This window comes from Candidatus Babeliales bacterium (genome assembly GCA_041660205.1).
GTDB lineage: Bacteria > Babelota > Babeliae > Babelales > Chromulinivoraceae > JACPFN01.
Genome location: JBAZWT010000002.1, coordinates 31,110 through 48,386 on the forward strand (window position 1 = coordinate 31,110; position 17,277 = coordinate 48,386).

Annotated in this window: 16 protein-coding genes and 5 tRNA genes; 8 read left to right on the forward strand and 13 right to left on the reverse strand. The window is 37.5% G+C overall.

Translation table 11 applies throughout. The features are described 5' to 3' along the window. Positions 1-13: 13 nt before the first annotated feature. The 9 genes from nusG to WC747_00900 all read right to left on the reverse strand — a co-directional run bounded on the left by nusG (position 14) and on the right by WC747_00900 (position 3,194). Positions 14-532 (reverse strand): transcription termination/antitermination protein NusG, encoded by a 519-nt coding sequence (gene nusG, locus WC747_00860; GenBank protein ID MFA5998557.1) that lies wholly within the window; start codon positions 530-532, stop codon positions 14-16. A 268-nt stretch (positions 533-800) separates the two neighbouring features. Next, a tRNA-Trp gene (locus WC747_00865) sits at positions 801-876 on the reverse strand. Between the two features lie 57 nt (positions 877-933). Beyond that, positions 934-1,009, reverse strand: a tRNA-Thr gene (locus WC747_00870). 96 nt (positions 1,010-1,105) lie between these two features. Next, positions 1,106-1,180: transfer RNA gene (locus WC747_00875), tRNA-Thr, on the reverse strand. A 32-nt stretch (positions 1,181-1,212) separates the two neighbouring features. Then, positions 1,213-1,288, reverse strand: a tRNA-Gly gene (locus WC747_00880). A 162-nt stretch (positions 1,289-1,450) separates the two neighbouring features. Beyond that, a tRNA-Tyr gene (locus tag WC747_00885) sits at positions 1,451-1,535 on the reverse strand. 253 nt (positions 1,536-1,788) lie between these two features. Beyond that, positions 1,789-2,046 (reverse strand): (2Fe-2S)-binding protein, encoded by a 258-nt coding sequence (locus tag WC747_00890; protein ID MFA5998558.1) that lies wholly within the window; start codon positions 2,044-2,046, stop codon positions 1,789-1,791. A gap of 14 nt (positions 2,047-2,060) precedes the next feature. Beyond that, positions 2,061-2,486: a tRNA (adenosine(37)-N6)-threonylcarbamoyltransferase complex ATPase subunit type 1 TsaE gene (tsaE, locus tag WC747_00895; GenBank protein ID MFA5998559.1), complete on the reverse strand. Its 426-nt coding sequence runs from the start codon at positions 2,484-2,486 to the stop codon at positions 2,061-2,063. Positions 2,487-2,504: 18 nt separating this feature from the next. Beyond that, positions 2,505-3,194 carry an NYN domain-containing protein gene (locus tag WC747_00900; GenBank protein ID MFA5998560.1) on the reverse strand — a complete coding sequence of 230 codons (690 nt, stop codon included), beginning with the start codon at positions 3,192-3,194 and terminating at the stop codon, positions 2,505-2,507. Between the two features lie 128 nt (positions 3,195-3,322). On the opposite strand from WC747_00900, the gene WC747_00905 reads away from it, so the two are divergent. Together WC747_00905 and WC747_00910 are read left to right on the forward strand one after the other, a co-directional pair. Then, positions 3,323-5,350: a hypothetical protein gene (locus WC747_00905; protein MFA5998561.1), complete on the forward strand. Its 2,028-nt coding sequence runs from the start codon at positions 3,323-3,325 to the stop codon at positions 5,348-5,350. 152 nt (positions 5,351-5,502) lie between these two features. Beyond that, positions 5,503-6,339 (forward strand): FoF1 ATP synthase subunit gamma, encoded by an 837-nt coding sequence (locus tag WC747_00910; protein ID MFA5998562.1) that lies wholly within the window; start codon positions 5,503-5,505, stop codon positions 6,337-6,339. A 75-nt stretch (positions 6,340-6,414) separates the two neighbouring features. On the opposite strand, the gene murA is transcribed toward WC747_00910, so the two are convergent. Continuing rightward, on the reverse strand, positions 6,415-7,683 hold the full coding sequence (murA, locus tag WC747_00915) for a UDP-N-acetylglucosamine 1-carboxyvinyltransferase (protein ID MFA5998563.1): 1,269 nt from the start codon (positions 7,681-7,683) through the stop codon (positions 6,415-6,417). 176 nt (positions 7,684-7,859) lie between these two features. Between murA and WC747_00920 the strand changes: the two genes are divergently transcribed. The 5 genes from WC747_00920 (at position 7,860) to WC747_00940 (ending at position 13,724) form a co-directional block, all read left to right on the forward strand. After that, positions 7,860-8,519 (forward strand): thymidine kinase, encoded by a 660-nt coding sequence (locus WC747_00920; GenBank protein MFA5998564.1) that lies wholly within the window; start codon positions 7,860-7,862, stop codon positions 8,517-8,519. Between the two features lie 35 nt (positions 8,520-8,554). Next, a complete protein-coding gene (gene radA, locus WC747_00925; GenBank protein MFA5998565.1) occupies positions 8,555-9,922 on the forward strand; it encodes a DNA repair protein RadA in 1,368 nt (455 codons plus the stop codon). A gap of 267 nt (positions 9,923-10,189) precedes the next feature. After that, complete coding sequence (locus WC747_00930; GenBank protein MFA5998566.1) at positions 10,190-10,957, forward strand: ABC transporter ATP-binding protein; 768 nt, start codon at positions 10,190-10,192, stop codon at positions 10,955-10,957. Then, positions 10,947-11,729, forward strand: a complete 783-nt coding sequence (locus WC747_00935; protein ID MFA5998567.1) for a hypothetical protein — start codon at positions 10,947-10,949, stop codon at positions 11,727-11,729. Before WC747_00930 ends, WC747_00935 begins: the two co-directional genes overlap by 11 nt. 123 nt (positions 11,730-11,852) lie before the next feature. Continuing rightward, the gene (locus WC747_00940) at positions 11,853-13,724 is read left to right on the forward strand and encodes an ankyrin repeat domain-containing protein (GenBank protein ID MFA5998568.1); all 1,872 of its coding nucleotides are present in this window, start codon (positions 11,853-11,855) and stop codon (positions 13,722-13,724) included. A 14-nt stretch (positions 13,725-13,738) separates the two neighbouring features. Here WC747_00940 and WC747_00945 read toward each other — a convergent pair whose 3' ends face one another. Then, positions 13,739-14,362 (reverse strand): hypothetical protein, encoded by a 624-nt coding sequence (locus tag WC747_00945; GenBank protein MFA5998569.1) that lies wholly within the window; start codon positions 14,360-14,362, stop codon positions 13,739-13,741. A gap of 211 nt (positions 14,363-14,573) precedes the next feature. On the opposite strand from WC747_00945, the gene WC747_00950 reads away from it, so the two are divergent. Next, entirely contained in the window at positions 14,574-16,172 is a 1,599-nt protein-coding gene (locus WC747_00950) for a SulP family inorganic anion transporter (GenBank protein MFA5998570.1), read from the forward strand. Here the strand turns inward: WC747_00950 and WC747_00955 are convergent. Together WC747_00955 and WC747_00960 are read right to left on the reverse strand one after the other, a co-directional pair. Beyond that, entirely contained in the window at positions 16,169-16,834 is a 666-nt protein-coding gene (locus WC747_00955) for a histidine phosphatase family protein (protein ID MFA5998571.1), read from the reverse strand. The genes WC747_00950 and WC747_00955 overlap by 4 nt on opposite strands. Positions 16,835-16,857: 23 nt before the next feature. Beyond that, positions 16,858-17,274 carry a hypothetical protein gene (locus WC747_00960; GenBank protein ID MFA5998572.1) on the reverse strand — a complete coding sequence of 139 codons (417 nt, stop codon included), beginning with the start codon at positions 17,272-17,274 and terminating at the stop codon, positions 16,858-16,860. Positions 17,275-17,277 lie beyond the last annotated feature (3 nt).

Consider the following 17,277-nt stretch of genomic DNA (forward strand, 5'->3'; position numbering starts at 1 on the left):
CATTAATTATGTATTATTTTTTTACCTGATTAAAATTCAACTCGACTGGGGTCATACGTCCGAAGATACTTACCATGACCGTAATTCGATCATTCTCAGCATCAACTTTTTCAACAATCCCAACAAAGCCCGAAAATGGACCTTCCGAAATTGAAACTTCACTACCAACCAACAATCCTTCTTTCTCGCCAGACAAGACTATACCGCCTTTGACCTTTTCAAAGATACGATCAACTTCTTTTTGAGAAAGAGGAACTGGTGTTCTACCACCAAGAAATCTTAAAACTCGAGGAACCTCGAGTACGATTTGCATAACCTCTGGAGACAGATCGGCCTCAACCAGCATGTAGCCTGGAAACAATTGCTGATCCTCTTCTCCCCCTGAACTAAAAACTTGCTTCATTTTCGCAGACGGAAAATGAACACCACCAAATCTTTCATTTAGAGGAGATTCTTGAATGCGACGCTCAAGATCAGCTTTGATCTTAGCTTCGTAACCCGCATAAATTTGAACCACATACCAACGTTTCATAACCAAACAACCTTACCGGACCACCCTGTTAACGACCAAACACAAGAAACTGGAAACCTCTGAGAGAGCCAGTATAGAAAATATAATTTACAAGACCTAAAAAGATCGCGAATGCGACCATAGTTATTAATACAACAATAACCGCCCCTAAAAATTCGCTTCGAGTTGGCCAAACGACCTTTGATAACTCGACTCTCACTTCACCAAAAAATGTTCTTAGATTTTTCATGTTTTTTAAACCCTACAGACCATACACAAACAATTTTTATGGCAGGCCAGGAGGGATTCGAACCCCCAACACGCAGATTTGGAGTCTGCTGCTCTACCGTTGGAGCTACTGACCTATTACAATGACAGAGCCCAACGAGGCCACTTCATTTGCCAACTCACCTATCTTTTTATGGAGCCCGCGACCGGATTTGAACCGGTGACCTCTCCCTTACCAAGGAAGTGCTCTACCTACTGAGCTACGTGGGCATAAACATGCGCATTAAAATACGCTCGTTTATTTCTTCAGTGTAAAGCAAAAAGCAGAAAAAAACAACTGTATTTTGCAAGGCTTTTTTAAAAAAGTGGAGCTGGCGGCTGGACTTGAACCTGCAACCTACTGATTACAAATCAGTTGCTCTACCATTGAGCTACGCCAGCGTATTGTTTTTATTTCAATCATCTCTGAGAGATGGAGCGGGAAACGGGACTCGAACCCGCAACCTACAGCTTGGAAGGCTGTCGCTCTACCAATTGAGCTATTCCCGCATTACAGTAATTCTTTCATTACTATCTTACACAGACCCTTTAACGCCCAGCCGACGCTAAAGCTATGGCGGGCAGCTTTCGCATTCACCTGTACACATATTTTTTTAACAAACACATTCCGTTAAAAAAACTGGCCGTGCCAGCTGAAGCCTTGGCGAAAGCTGGTGGCGAGAGAAGGAGTCGAACCTTCGAAGGCAGAGCCAACGGATTTACAGTCCGTCCCCTTTGACCACTCGGGAATCTCGCCTAAGATATCTTTTTTCTTACAAAATTTCAAATGAATTTTTTTGCAAATTTCTGTGACCGTTTTTCAAACTCACAAATCGATATACTCATCGTAAGTATTTTTTCAAACTTATCAACGAAAACTTTAAAAATCTTCATATTTCCGCGATAAGCGCAACTTGGATCGCATCTTTAATTTTCAAAAAATTTCAAGAACACTTACACAAGAAGCTTTTTTATTTTACCGAGATCTATAAACATTGCAACTGATTCTTTTATAGCTTGCAACAGCCCACATGGGGCCTACTGCTCAAAATTTCATGAACTTCTTGAACACATGAGCTGCACCCTGTCCCTACTCCAAGCTTTTCAGAAAGCTCATCAAAGCTATGAGCACCGTCACCGATTGCCTCAATAATTTCTGAATACATCACGCCCATGCACGTACAAACTAAATGATCTTGACCTACGATTTCTTTTACAGCCTCTTTAGAAGCAGCGCATCCACCATTATTTTTTTTACAGCAACCCACAGGTCCCCCTTCGCTCAATTTTTAAATTCATACGTCATTATTCTTTCATCTTGACCAACCGACCTTAGCTCAACATTGCACACAGAGTGCGTAAGAACCGGCTCTACGATCTCTGGCCACTCGATAAGCGCTACGCTGTTTGACTGGTAAAGATATTCAAAAAACCCAGCCATCTCAAACTCTTGGATATTTTTCAATCGATACAGGTCAAAATGATAGGCCGTCCTGCCATCAGCAAGCGTGTAAATATTGAGATAGGCAAACGTTGGACTCGCAACCGGTACATCGACCCCCCAGCTTTTTAACAACGCTCCCACGAACGTTGTCTTGCCTGCGCCCAGAGACCCGGTAAAAGTTATAACCGCAGCGTCGCGAGCATCTTTTGAAAATTGAGACGCAACGTTGTCGATGTCTTGAATTTGATAACGAACTGTTTTCATATTTTTAGATTCACTGCTTTAAATTTTATCTATTTTACGCATTAAATGCTTATCTGGCTTTGATACTTTTTTTCCACCCCGAACACGAGGTGGCGCGTCATGTTCTTTAATTATTTTCCCCTTCATGAGCCCCCTGCTTCCTTCTTCCATAATCCTATCAAGATCTTCAAGCTGATCCAAACCTTGGTTTTGTTCTGATGAGTTTTTATTGCTGGATCCTTCAGCCGTCGCTTTAGAGCTATGGCCGACACGGCGAGGTAAGCTCAAGGATGACGAGAGGTCACCCGTCTTATGAACTGTTTGAGTAACTTTTTGCTCAAACTCTTGTTCTTGCTTCATGACATGATTAAAAATTTTATAAAAATCATATGACCCTACTGACGCCACACGTGCATCATCTGCACAGTGGCATAGCTCTCGATCAGAACTTACTAAAAGAGCATCAGCTCCTGGATGCGCCTTTAGCCAAACCTTAATCACATCATCTGCGGTTTGTTGTTGACCAGCGTACATAACCGTCACTCCGCCATGCCGCTGCGTTGATGGATAGTATCCAGGTCCAGCGTCAAAAATTAATATAATCGGATTGTGACGAACCCGGACATACTCTTTAAATATGTCGATCCATTGTTGCGCCGTTCGATCGTCGATAAACGTTTGTCCGGCAACCGATTTTATGTAGTTGTAAGCATCTATTACTATAATCATACATATATTTGTATCACCCCAACCGACCTGTTGCAAGATTTTTCAAATTATGGCATCATTTTTATGTCGACTTTTTCCAAAATAAACCTTTTGGAAAAGCATTTTTTTCTTTTTTTGGGGGCATGATTATGAACGTTTTTTCTCGTACAAATTTTCTATTTTTACTCATTTTTTCGGTAACATCTAAGTTTGTCCGCTCAGAAGGCTTGCCTACGCCCGTACCTGCAAATTCATGGTCGCAAATATCACCCCGCATGACCATTTCTTGCGCACAACCTAATCAATCAAAAGAAGAAAAATTAAAACTATGCGTTGGCAATGCATTTTTTCTGCACGGCTCACAAGATCCATTAATCAATGAAGAGCTCCTGCAAACGCTCGATAGTCTCAACGTATTTTCGCACGTCATTCCAACATTAACCCAAACACATCTTGCGTGTGGTCAATTTATTATTGCTAAAAATTTCACTCAAGTTACTGATGACTTTCAGCAACTTGAAAAACGTCAAAAACTTTTAACGTACTTATCAGAGCACCAAGAGCTTAAAGAAGAACTCGAAAATCATATCAAAAGCTTAATTGAATGCGAAGCTGACGTCTTAGAACGTTTCTATCCTCAACCAAAAACAGAAGCAGACAAAGCTCTTGAATCTTTTGGTCTAAAGTTGGCAATAAAAACCATCAATGGGATATCTAGCGTCAATGATTACATTGATAACGCCACTAAACCAATAGGTTATCGCCCGTACTACTTAGAGTTAAGACAACGATTAATACAACTCAGTCTTTTATACATGTTTAAAAACGCATCAGACGATTTATGGAATTTCAACAAAATAGCTCGGGCCCAGCAAAATAGTTATGATTCTCTTCAAGCAGTCATGGCTGCCGCCAAAGACACAACAGATCTTGGGAAATCTTGCACTGAGTGTGGCACCAATCTTTTTCAAGTAAAAATGCAAAAAATTTCAATTGATATTTCAAAAGATATTAATCGACAACCATCACTGTATTTTCAAGCTAAAACAGCTGTCGGCTTTTTTATGCCGGTTCTTCACATGTATTCTCTTGGCAATGTCATGAGAGCTTTTTTTCATGATATCTATAAAAAACAAAAAAACCTGATGCAACTGCGCCGCATGCTTAAAACAACTCAAAATATACATAAGTTACTCAGTCAACACCCAGAAATCGCAAATCTTATTCCTGGTCATGAAAAAATTACACAGCTTGCTACATACAAAGATGAATCAAATAAAGCAATTTCTGATAATTTAAAATATTTTTTAACTCTTTTAAATTCTTCAACTTTTAAAGGGCAGCAAAGCTTTTACTTTTCATTCCAAGGTAAAATAACAGAAGCACATAATGAATTTACGCTCATCGCACACGAGCTCGTGCCGTTCTTTGAAGCGTTTGGTAACATCGATGCGCAGCTTTGGGCAGTCAAACTTTTACAAAGAACTGATGCTCAATTCTGCATACCGACTTGGATTAAATCAGACCAGCCAGTTCTTGAAAATATTGATTTTTGGCACCCAATGATAAATCCGGAAAAAGTGGTTAAAAACTCAATGCATGTTGGCGGAAAAGCTAAAGCAACAAACGTCGTTATCACAGGTTCAAACGCTGGTGGTAAAACAACATCGCTCACAGCTGTTATGCTTGGACAAATCATGGCTCAATCACTGGGCGTCGCACCGAGCAAAGCTTTACGCAGCACACCATTTGCTAAATTTCACACCTACTTAGATATTTCAACCAACTTGGCAAACAATGAATCTTTATTTATGGCACAGGCAAATCGTGCTGCAAAATTACAAAATTCAATTCGCTCATGCACGGCTGACCAAAAATCACTTTCACTTCTTGATGAAATTTTTACGGGGACAAGAGCCGATTTTGCAGAAAAAGCATCGTACGGTTTTGCAAAAAATCTTGGCGAAAATAAGCACAGCATCTGCCTTCTTGCAACCCACTTTCCAAAACTGACAGAACTCGAAAAGCTTAAAACTTTTATCAATTACAAAACGCAAGACGCTACCATTACCGCGCAAGGTGACTTGGTTTACCCTTATAAAATAGTCCCTGGAATTTCTGATCAAAACATTGCGCAACACATCTTGCAGCAAAAAGGAATTTTAAAAAAAGCTTAACTAGTTGTTGAATTTTAAAGTTCATAAAAATGATTTTCAAAAAGGCCGAGTTTGCCGCTTGGCCTTTTTTTCTATAAAAAACTTGTCCTGACAAAAAGATCAGCGTAGGATATTTGAGTTGTATAAGCATATTGGCTGTAAAAGAAAAAACTATGTCACAACTGATTCAATTAAAACAAAGAATTCAAGCAATCGCATCAATCAAAAAAATTACGCAAACCATGCGATTAATTTCGATGTCGTCACATTCCAAACTAAAAAAGCAATCTGAAGCTCTACAGCGCTTTAGAGGTGAAGTGAAACCGCTTTTATGTGCCTTAACAACTAAAAATCAAAACGCAAGCAACCATATCGAACCACAAAATAAAAACTTATACATTATTTTTGCCGCAGAAAAAGGTCTTTGTGGTACTTTTAACAGCGCAATGTTTGCCTATTTTAATCATCATTTAACACCAGAAACACTGCAAAATAGCCATATAATCTGCGTAGGCAAAAAAGCTATCGATTATTTACAATCAAGAAACATTGAGCCTCTGGCAAAGTTCGACAAAGTTCTTCCGAACAAACTTGAACAAATAGCCCAAAACTTGTACGAACAGGTCATTAAAATTCATGAAAATTACGAGTCAGTTATTTGTTTATCAAGTCACCCAAAAACATTTTTTGTTCAAGAAGCTCAAACTACAACGATTATTCCCGTTCAGCAAGATCCTTGTGACCTTGAAAATGTAGTCTCGCTCGACGATTACGAGTGGGTTCAAGATCAAAAATCGGTCCAAGCGAGCATGTTTCAGGTACTGCTCAAAACAAACATCTTACTCATCTTGACTAATTCAATGCTGTCAGAACAATCGGCACGATTTTTATCTATGGACAGTGCAACACGCAGTGCCGAAGATTTGCTCAAAAGCATGAAGCTTGCTTTTAACAAACTTCGCCAAGCAAAAATTACACGAGAATTGATCGAATTAATCTCTGGATTTTAAAATATAAAAATTGTACTTCAATGATAATGGGCGCCGTTTAAGCGCCCATTATTAATATCTAAAACTGTAAGAAAACTATCTCAATTCAACGAATGCACCGAGCGATCGCAATTTTTCATCAAGAGTTTCATAGCCACGCTTCCAATGATGCGATCCATCAATTACCCGAGTTTCACCATGAGCAGCCAGTCCTAAAAGAGCTAGTGCACATGCAGCACGAATATCGGTAGCAATGACGTCAGTTCCTTGCAGCTCTGGCGTACCAATCAACTTTGCATAATGTCCGCTTGCTTGAATGTTTGCTCCAAGCTTGTTCATTTCAGGAACATGCAAAAATCTATTCTCAAATACCGTTTCTACAATTTCACATTTTCCGCTTGCTGTGACTTGAGCTGCAGTCATCAATGCTTGTAGATCGGTTGGAAATCCAGGATAAGGTCCAGTTTTAAATGAAACCGCTTTCGGGTTTGAAGTTGCTTGAATACGAACGCCAAGTCCGTTTGAACCAACGGTAATGACATGACCCATTTCTTCAAGTTTCATCAAAAACAGTTCCATTGCGTTGCCGTCAGCTTGCGGTACATACACGTCACCTTTTGAAATCGCACCAGCTATCAAAAGCGAGCCAGCCTCTAAGCGATCGTACATCACACTATGCTGCACGGGCTGCAACGTTTTAACGCCACGTATACGAATCATAGCCGGAGGAGCAATTTGGATGTCTGCGCCCATTTTTTGTAGCACTTCGATCACATCCAGCACTTCAGGTTCAAGGGCTGCGTTGACAATCCATGACTGCCCTTCGACGAGCACAAGTGCCATCATTAAATTTTCTGTAGTGCCTACGCTTGGATAATCAAGTACAAATCTTTGCGCTTGAAGTTTGTCAGCGGTTGCATGCAAAAATTCATTATCTTGATAAACGTCAGCGCCCATTTTTTTAAAGTTTTTAATATGATAGTCCAGAGGACGAGCGCCAATTGCATCACCACCAGGCATGGCAATTTTTACCGATTTGAAACGCGCTAAAAGCGGGCCAAAAATCAGGAGTGACGCTCTAAACTTTTTAACTGATTCTTGAGCTAAAGGATTATTTTGTAGATTTGTTGTATCAACTTCTAAGATATTTTTTTCGCTATCAAACTGAACCTGAGCTCCAAGAGACTCTAAAACCAAAATCATTTGGTATACATCGGCAATTCCAGGAACATTTTTTAAAACAGATTTGCCTCGAGTCAGCAACAATGAAGCCATGATTGCAAGCACTGCATTTTTTGCCCCTGACAAAGAAACTTCACCAACGAGTGGTCCTGATTGCTTAACGAAAACATATCCAGTTGACACAAATAAACCTTTAAGAAAGAGGATTTCTAAATTTTTTAACGATTTTTAGTATAGCCTTATTTCAAAAAATTTCACATAATGTTAGAGCTCTTTATTAAAAAAAAGTACAATTCTTGCTTGAAAAAAAATAGTCGCGTCGTATCTTAGACCAATAAATTTTTAACAAAGGTGATCATATGAAAAACATAGTTTTTTTTACCGTATTCTTATCATTTTTTACACCACTGATCACTCAAACGCATACTGGCTCTTTAACCGTAATTTGCGGTTCAATGTGCTCAGGTAAGTCAGCAACCGTCATTGAAATCGTCCGAAGAGCGCTGCTCGCAAATAATAAAGTTTTAGTACTGAAACCAGCAATTGATAACAGAAAAATGTTAGACCTCGAAATCGATCCACTTACCTACATTCCTTCTCGAAATGGAAACTGGATTGATTGCGTTCCCGTACGATCAGTACAAGAAGTTGCAGATTTAGCGCAAAAAACAAATGCTTCAATTATCGTCATTGATGAAGTTCATTTTTTCACCCCAGAAGCTGATGCATTTTTCGAAGTCGTTCGGTCACTTGTTCAATCAGGTAAAAAAGTATTTGTCGCTGGGCTTGAACTTGATTTTCGTGGAGAACCTTTTGGCCCTATGCCAAAACTTTTAGCATATGCCGATACCGTCATGAAATTAACAGCTATTTGCAGTAAATGTGGTGCTGATACCTACTGCATATCGCAACGTTTCGTCAATGGACAACCTGCTCACTACAATGATCCTTTATTTGTTGTTGGAGCTGATCAATACAAACCTCATTGTAAAAGTTGTCACATTGTTCGAAGAGATTAAGGCGAAAAATTAAAACTTAAGCTATACTAATTCGTATGAGTAAAGCACAAAACTATTTCGAATGTCTTCAATGTTCATATCAAACCGTTAAATGGATCGGCTGTTGTCCTGAGTGTAAATCTTGGAACAGTCTTGATGAAATTGTAACGACAAAAGTAGAAGCTAAATACAAAGCTTCCATTCAACCTGACAAGCATCTTTTTACGCTTGCAGATATCAAACTTGAAGAGCAAGCGCGTATCACGTCTGCATGCTCTGAGTGGGACCGGGTAGCTGGTGGTGGCATAGTTCCAGGATCTTTCATCTTAGTTTCTGGTGATCCAGGAATTGGAAAATCAACCCTTCTTCTTCAAATTTCTACTCAGCTCAACCCGAAACATACTATTATTTATTTTTCATCAGAAGAATCATTGCCACAAGTAAAATTACGCTTTCAAAGGATTCAAAAAACAACTCCTGACAACCTTTTGTTTTCTGACCAATCATCACTGCAAGCAATCATAGAAATTTGCAAAAGCAAAAAACCTACACTCGTCATTATCGACTCTATTCAAAACGTCTTAAACGAAGAAACTAACGCACTTCCGGGTACCATTTCACAGCTTAAAGAATCAGCGTTCCGACTCATGAAATTGGCTAAAGAACATAACATTGCAATCATTGCCACAGGCCACATCACTAAAGAAGGTACCATTGCTGGCCCAAAGCTGCTTGAACATATGGTCGATGCTGTTTTTTATCTTCAAAAAGAAGATCAATGGCAAACTCGAACACTCAGGTCTATTAAAAACCGCTTTGGATCGATTAATGAAATCGGTTTTTTTCATATGAAAGGTGACGGCCTTCAAGAAGTTCAAAACATTAATCAGCATTTACTTGAACAGACAAAAAACGCACCTGGTTCAACACTTGTAAGCTCACTTGAAGGCACAAGGCCCATATTTTTAGAGCTTCAAGCGCTCACTATTCCCGTAAAATTTGGTATTCCACAGCGCATCATTACCGGCATTGATCACAAACATGTGGTACTCATTGCAGCAATTTTAGAAAAATATTTACACATACCACTCAGCAAACATGACATATTTTTTAAAATAAGCGGTGGCCTAAAAACAAAAGACCAAACCTGTGATTTGGGAATTGCTCTGGCTCTACTTTCAAGTTACTTTCAACAGCCTCTTGCTGGAAAAACTATTGCCCTTGCAGAACTCAGTTTAACAGGACAGGTCAAACCGATTTACAACATCGATATTCATGCAAAGGAATGTAAAACCTTTGGCTTTTCAAGTATGATTATCGCCCAAGATCAAGTTCTGCATAAACAAGACGCACCATCTTTAAAAAGAATATCCACAGTTCATGAACTTTTGCTCTTCTTCCCTGCTGAACAAATTTTAGATTGATGATCTTCGATCGCTGATCCTCAATTGACAAATATAGTCGACTGCTATACAGTTATACACAATCATTTTTACCACCTTCAGTCTGCAAAAAAAAAGCCCACTGACATGAAAGCATTATCAAAATAAAGTTCAAATTTTACCTTAGCTATATCAATTTTTTTACATGTAACAATTCCACAAATCTCATTTTTGCAACAATCGCATCAAATTATTGTATACTCAATACAGCCTGATGTAATGTTGAGCAAAATTAAAGGAGTATTTTTTATGAATAAACAACTTTTACTTTCCATTCAAAACGTTGCAAAAACGTATCATGGAACACCTACTATCCACGCACTCAAAAACGTCAATCTTGATATTTACCAAGGCGAAGTTTTAAGCCTACTTGGTATCAACGGCGCTGGAAAAACAACACTTTCGTCCATTATTGCAACACTTCATCCTGCATCGTCAGGAGACATTTTACACAACGGTGTTTCCATTTATAAAGACATTATTACTTATCGTCACATGATGGGATTTTGTCCGCAAAAGCCAAATATTGATGCAATGCTGACCATCAAAGATAATTTAATGTTTGCTGGTCGTTATTTTAATTTGCCGCATGATGTCATTGAAAAACGAAGCAAAGAATTAATGAAACAATTCCAACTCACTAAATATGCAGATGCAAAAGGCTCAATTCTTTCAGGTGGCTACAAACAACGATTTTTACTTGCACGAACACTCATGCATAGCCCAAAGCTTGTTATACTTGATGAGCCAACAGTTGCTCTTGATCCACACATCAGAAGAAATTTATGGGACGTCATCAAACAATTAAAAAATGAAGGCGTGACCGTTCTTTTAACAACCCACTACCTTGAAGAAGCTGAATTTTTATCTGATCGCGTATGCATCTTAGACCAAGGCGTCATTAAATTAGTCGACACTCCTGACAATCTCAAGAAAAATTACAGCAAAGCAAATTTAGAAGATGTTTTTATTAAATTAATGCAAGAATCTGAGGAGGAAAGAAAAGATGACTTATAAACTTTTACAAACCTTTCTTGCCATTTTAGTTCGAGATGCTCGTGTTTTCAAACAGCATATCACCAGCAGAATGATTGATGCTTGCGTTTGGGCTGGGGCATCCTTATATGTAGCTCAATACGTTTTGCCAAAGTTTGGAATCGATCATAAATATGCTTCATTTCTTATGCTTGGAAACCTTGCCGTATGGGGAATGTTTGAAGTTGGGACCAATATGGCAATTATTTTAGGTGACCTGCAAGGCACAAATGCTTTAAGCTACTACCTAACTTTGCCACTGCCTTCAAATTGGATTTTCATCAGACTTGCTTTGATGGACACATACCGGTCGATCATTCCTACGCTTTTGATGATTCCAGTAGGTAAATTAATACTTCAAGATAATATATCGCTGAGCTCAATTAATTATCCAAAGCTTTTTTTTGCATGGATACTCTCGCATTTATTTTTTGGATTTTTTGGTTTGTTTCTTTCAAGCATCACACCAACATTTGATTACATCACAACCGTTCGACAACGTTTTATTTTCCCACTATGGTTCTTAGGTTGTTATCAATTTTCTTGGTACATGCTGTATGAAGCAAATCCTGTTCTGGCTTATATAAACTTGCTCAATCCTGTTGTATACATCATGGAAGGTATGCGTGGTGCTGCAAATTTGCCAATTCAAACTCTTCCTTTTTCTATGTGTATGCTTGTAACGAGTATGTACACGGTACTTTTTGCATATTTAGGAATTCGTAGCTTTAAAAAAAGAGTAGACTGCCTTTAAACAGTCTACTTACCTTACAATGATCCATGCATCAAACAGCCTAAGATCTTGACATACCGTTATTGCAAATTACAATAATGCTTATTAAAGTCCAAATTGTTTGAATAATTTAAAAGGTATCATATGGATTATTATCAAATATCAAGTAAGCGATATGTCTTAACGCGTTCCATTGTGCTTACTTATATTTTGCTTATATTTTCAAAATTATTACCATCAGACTTTAATTCCAACTCCTTACAATCTAATGAAAGCTGTCGCACAAACAGCCCTATAACTTTCTCATTAAGCCCAAGAAATGACTTGGATACCCAAAGATTTTTAGAAGCAGTACAAGAAAAAGAGTTTGATTGTGCTGCAATATTTTTACGCCAAACCCCAGAAATTTTTCAATACTTACCTCCTGAGACACAGGCAGATATCTGTAAAGCAATAGAATTACAGCCAGAAGAACCGATAGACCAAGATACGAGTAAATTTGCACTCGCTTCAGTGTTGTTACAGAACAGTCCAAATTTATGCCAAAATTTTCACAGAACTACCTTGAGAAAATTTTGTAATCAAACAGTCATTGATCCAGAAAAAAATTCAAATCTTTTCAAAGCACTCGTTACCTATTTTTTAAAAAATAATCAAAATACTTTTTATAGAGAGTTTTGTCTTCTTGCAACTCAAGGCTATACAATAAATCACACTGTCGTTGGGCAATTACCAAAAGAGCTCAAAGATTTTTTATTACAATCTCAAGGAGAACCCCGTCTTAATAATGCTGCATTTGAAGTTAAGCAAAATTATAGCAGAGAAATGTTATGCAGGCATCCAGCGATACACTATGACAACGCTTTACAGAAATTCTCTATTACTTCTGGCGAAAAAACCTATTCCCAACCACTACTACATCATATAATCAGACATACTGATCCTAAACTATGCTTACAATTTATTAAATACGCACTACTTAAAGGCGCATCACACACTGTCGTTAATGCTAATCAAACAGATGTTTTCGATTTTGCTAAAGTCTATAACCCATCATGCATATTATTTTTACAGCAATATAATGATTGGCAACCTGCTTTTAATCCAACACTTATTTCAGAAAACGATTACAAAAAATTGCTAGAAGCCTACAATAACTTTATGCTTCTCGATCAAATAGAACCATTATACAATCTACTTAGACCAGATATTACCAACCCAAGAGATTTGTCAAAACTAGTTTTAGGGAATCGTGCATGCTTTATAAATATATGCCAAAAAGAATATATTTCTGAAAAAAATTTTTTTTTAGAAGCTTTTGTGCCATATTTATATTCACAACTTTTACCGATACTACAAACTATAAAACAAGAAAAAAAATCAACCAACTGCGTAGAAGATCAAGACACTGTTTTTTTTAATGCGATAGTCCAAAATGATACAAAAACTGTTTCAACCATGTGCCTGAATGGATATAATATAAACACTTTTTATTCGGGATCTGAAATACCTCTTTATTATGGTAGCTTGCCTCTTTGGGTAGCTATTTCAGAAGGACATCTTGAAATAATACAAATCTTATTAAAATACAGACCTTCTTTAGAATTACGTCCCGAATGGTATGCTTATCGTAGTAGTCTACATTTTGCTCTTCAAGCATATTTTTTTCATGATAAGCGAGAAAAAGAATATCCTCTTTGCAAAAAACCATTGTCTGAAAGACTTACAATAATTCGTATCATCTTAGAACATGCAAAAGAATTTATAAATAGACCAGAACAAACAAATAAATCATTACTTGAATATGCAATTTGTGATCAAGCTGAATCAAAAAAACGGCCCAATAATATGGAGCTCATCTCAATGCTACTTGAGCTAGGAGCTGATCCTTATAAAATAAGCCCTGGAAAGCATAACAGCTTAGAAGACTTAGCTGCTTCTTTGGGAAACAAAGACCTTGCTTTATGGCTTTCAGAATATAAAAACAACCATAAAAAAACTCAGCCAAGCCTATAAAATAGTTATAAAAATTAACGACTACCAATAGCTCCGTAAGGAGTGCCGCTTTGTACACTTTTACTTGATTCTATTTTCCAAACACTCTTACCTGATTCCATTATTTTTTGCGCAGAATGACGAGCTATAACTCTGTCTCGTGTCGGGATGCGTTCATTTGTATCACTAAACAAATTGTAGCGCTCTACGTGCATCTCTATAAATGCTATTGGTGAGTCAGAATGTTGTAAAAAATGTTCAAATAATTTTACAATATCCGATCTAGAATAACCAGAACGATTTGTCCCTAAAACAAAAGTTCTATAGTAAATTGCAGCATTTTCTGGCTTAGTTTCAACTTTCCTATCTAGATAATCTAAGCAATATTGCATAAACTGAGGATCACGATTAAGAACGTTTGAGCTGTTAAGAGAAGCCTCGCACAGAGCCTGAAAATCATACTCAGGGAGCGTAGCGCCAAACGAATGTATCATATTGGACCATTTTTCTAACAATGGTTGATTGTATGTGCTGTGAGGTATATCTGTAATACTTGTTTCTGTAAGTTGATTCATTTCTTCAGAGCCAGAACACGATTCTTCAGAACCAAAGCACAACCCTGCAGACACAATCAATAGCATGAACATATATTTTTTCATAAGACCCCTAAAAAAGTATTTAATATTACCTTTTTAATATACCATGAGCCCAAAAAGCATACAACCAGAAGCCCTTTTCCCAGTAAAGCTTCTTAATCAATATGATAGAGGCTTGATTTTTACTATATTTTCAAACACTCTTATAAAGAGAGATCAATTGGACCTCTGAACAATAAAATATTCATTCCATATTTACTACACGAGATGATTTATGATGAAACACTTCCGTTTTTATTCATCACGACTACTTCAATTAAATCAATTTAAACAAAATATTACCGCTGGCATTATTATTGGAATTATTGCACTGCCTTTATCCATGGCATTTGCAATTGCATCAGGCGCAACGCCAGCATCAGGAATCTATACCGCAATTATTGCTGCCATTATCGTTGGAATATTTGGCGGAACTCAAGTTCAAATAGCTGGTCCGACAGGAGCTTTTGTCGCTATTTTATCAACCATTACAGCACAACATGGATTTATTGGTTTGCAACTTGCAACGCTCATGGCCGGCATCATTATGATACTTATGGGACTCTTTAAGCTCGGTAAGGTTGTTAAATTTATTCCCTATCCAGTTATTGTTGGATTTACAACAGGTATCGGTTTTATTATTTTTGTAGGACAATGGAAATCTTTTTTCGGACTACCTGTTCATATTTCAACCCAAGCTCATTTTCATGAAAAATTCGTTCTACTGCTGCAGCACATCCCTTCTTTACATGTTGCAACAACAATACTTTCATGCACAAGCTTATGTACCTATCTCATTACCAAGCGCTATTTTAAAAAAATTCCAGCACCTCTTACAACGCTCATCAGTGCAACAGTTTTAAATCTACTATTTGGCAACAATTCAATTGAAACCATCGGTTCTGCTTTTGGAGCAATTCCCCAACAAATTCCTACATGGTCAATACCTATGTTTTCAACAGTAGATTGGACGCAGCTTATAGGACCTGCTTGTACTATTGCGCTACTTGGAGCTATTGAATCTCTACTTTCTGCATCAGCTGTAGATGCTATTTTAAATACAAAACATAATTCAAATCAAGAACTAATCGGCGAAGGACTAGCTAACATAGTAACACCTTTTTTTGGAGGATTTGCATCAACTGGTGCAATAGCTCGAACAATCACAAGTATTAGAAATGGTGGCAGTAATCCAATTGCAGCAATCACACATTCAATCGTACTTTTATTTATTTTATTATCATGTGCACCCCATGCCTCATACATACCTCTTTGCGCACTAGCAACAATTTTGTTTATTGTCGCGTACGGCATGAGCGACTTACATCAATTTATTCATATCGCTCATCATGCTCCATGGTATGATGCGGCAGTTTTAATCATCACATGTCTGCTTACTATTGTAATCGATTTAGTAATTGCAGTTGCTTTTGGATGTATCATTGCAACTTTATTTACTCTCATACGGTTATATCAAACGACAACCTCACGCCATCCATATGTGTTTGCCACTCTTTGGAAAACATCAGTAACTAATGTTACATCAACAACATGCGAGAATAACACGGTAGAATTTATCATAGAAGGTCCATTCTTTTTTGGAGTGGCTGAAAAACTAGAACAAGCGTTCTCTGTCACCAACACTGATCCAACATGTATTATTTTTAATTTTAAAAATGTTCCATTTATTGATATCACAGGACTGACAGTTTTTTATAAAACAGTACAAGATTATCATCAACGAGGCGTAAAAGTTTATATCAAGCTTGCCAATGAACGCATTATTCAAAAATTTAAAAAAATGGGAATCGATACGTTTGTTCATTATTTCTAAGCTAGAATTATAGGCCTTACGCGCTGCCTCTGCTCATAAGACAGATCAAATATTCTACCAGTGCCAACATCAAACAGATGATTGACGCTCCAATTTCCATCTCTATTTTTATAAAAATGCATCAACGTGCAGTTGGCTACTACCCACTCGTCACTATCAATATTTAAAATACGGCACAAAGCGCTATATACCCCACCATGCGCTACAATAAGTACCGGAGCTGGATACTGCAAAGCTTTACGGAGTCCCTTAGTAACTCGTTTTAAAAATTTTTTAAGATTTTTTGAAATCGGCATCTGTTTGCTTTTTACGCTTTGCAACTCACTGAAAAAATCACCTGTACCTTCTGCAAGCTCAGGAATTTTAACTTCAGGAATACCTAAGCCAGCATTAATAATATCTTTCGTCTGTTTTGCTCGCTTCAACGGACTATAACATATCGTTTTAATCGGTAATTTTGCAATGTACGATTTCACCATTGTAGCTTGCTGCAAGCCAACCTGATTAAGCGGCACATCTAAATTTTTCTTAACTAAGCCTATATTGTGATCTGTTTGACCATGCCTGACAAAATAAAACTCAGTTACGCCACACAGCGGCATAAAAGACAAGATAAACCCAATCAGCACAAAAGCTCTGCTCTTTTTAAAGTTTCTCATCATATATTTCCTTATATTTTATTATTTCAAAACATGTGGCTTTCTATCTCACTAAGATGATTTAATAGTCGGTCACAGAGTATGTGCACTATTGCAATATGAGCCCCTACGGGTAAATACTCTTGAATTTCAGAATACTCAGACTCTTCGCGCGCAAACAATATCGCTGTACGTAAAGCTCGAACTGTAATTTGTCCAGAATCTGCATTCAAAACTTTAACAACTTCCTCAACGTTTCCAGCTTGAACAGCTCTATTCAGTCTAGCTTCAATCGTTAATGGCACATTAGTTAATAGCACATTGGTTAATGGCGCATTGGTTATATGGGCAGATAACTCAATAGCTTTAACACGTTCATCAGATTGTAGACTAGGCTGTAGATCACAGCATTGAAATAAATAAGTTGTCAAAAATAATATCCCCTTAAAGTTTCGTATCTTCATATT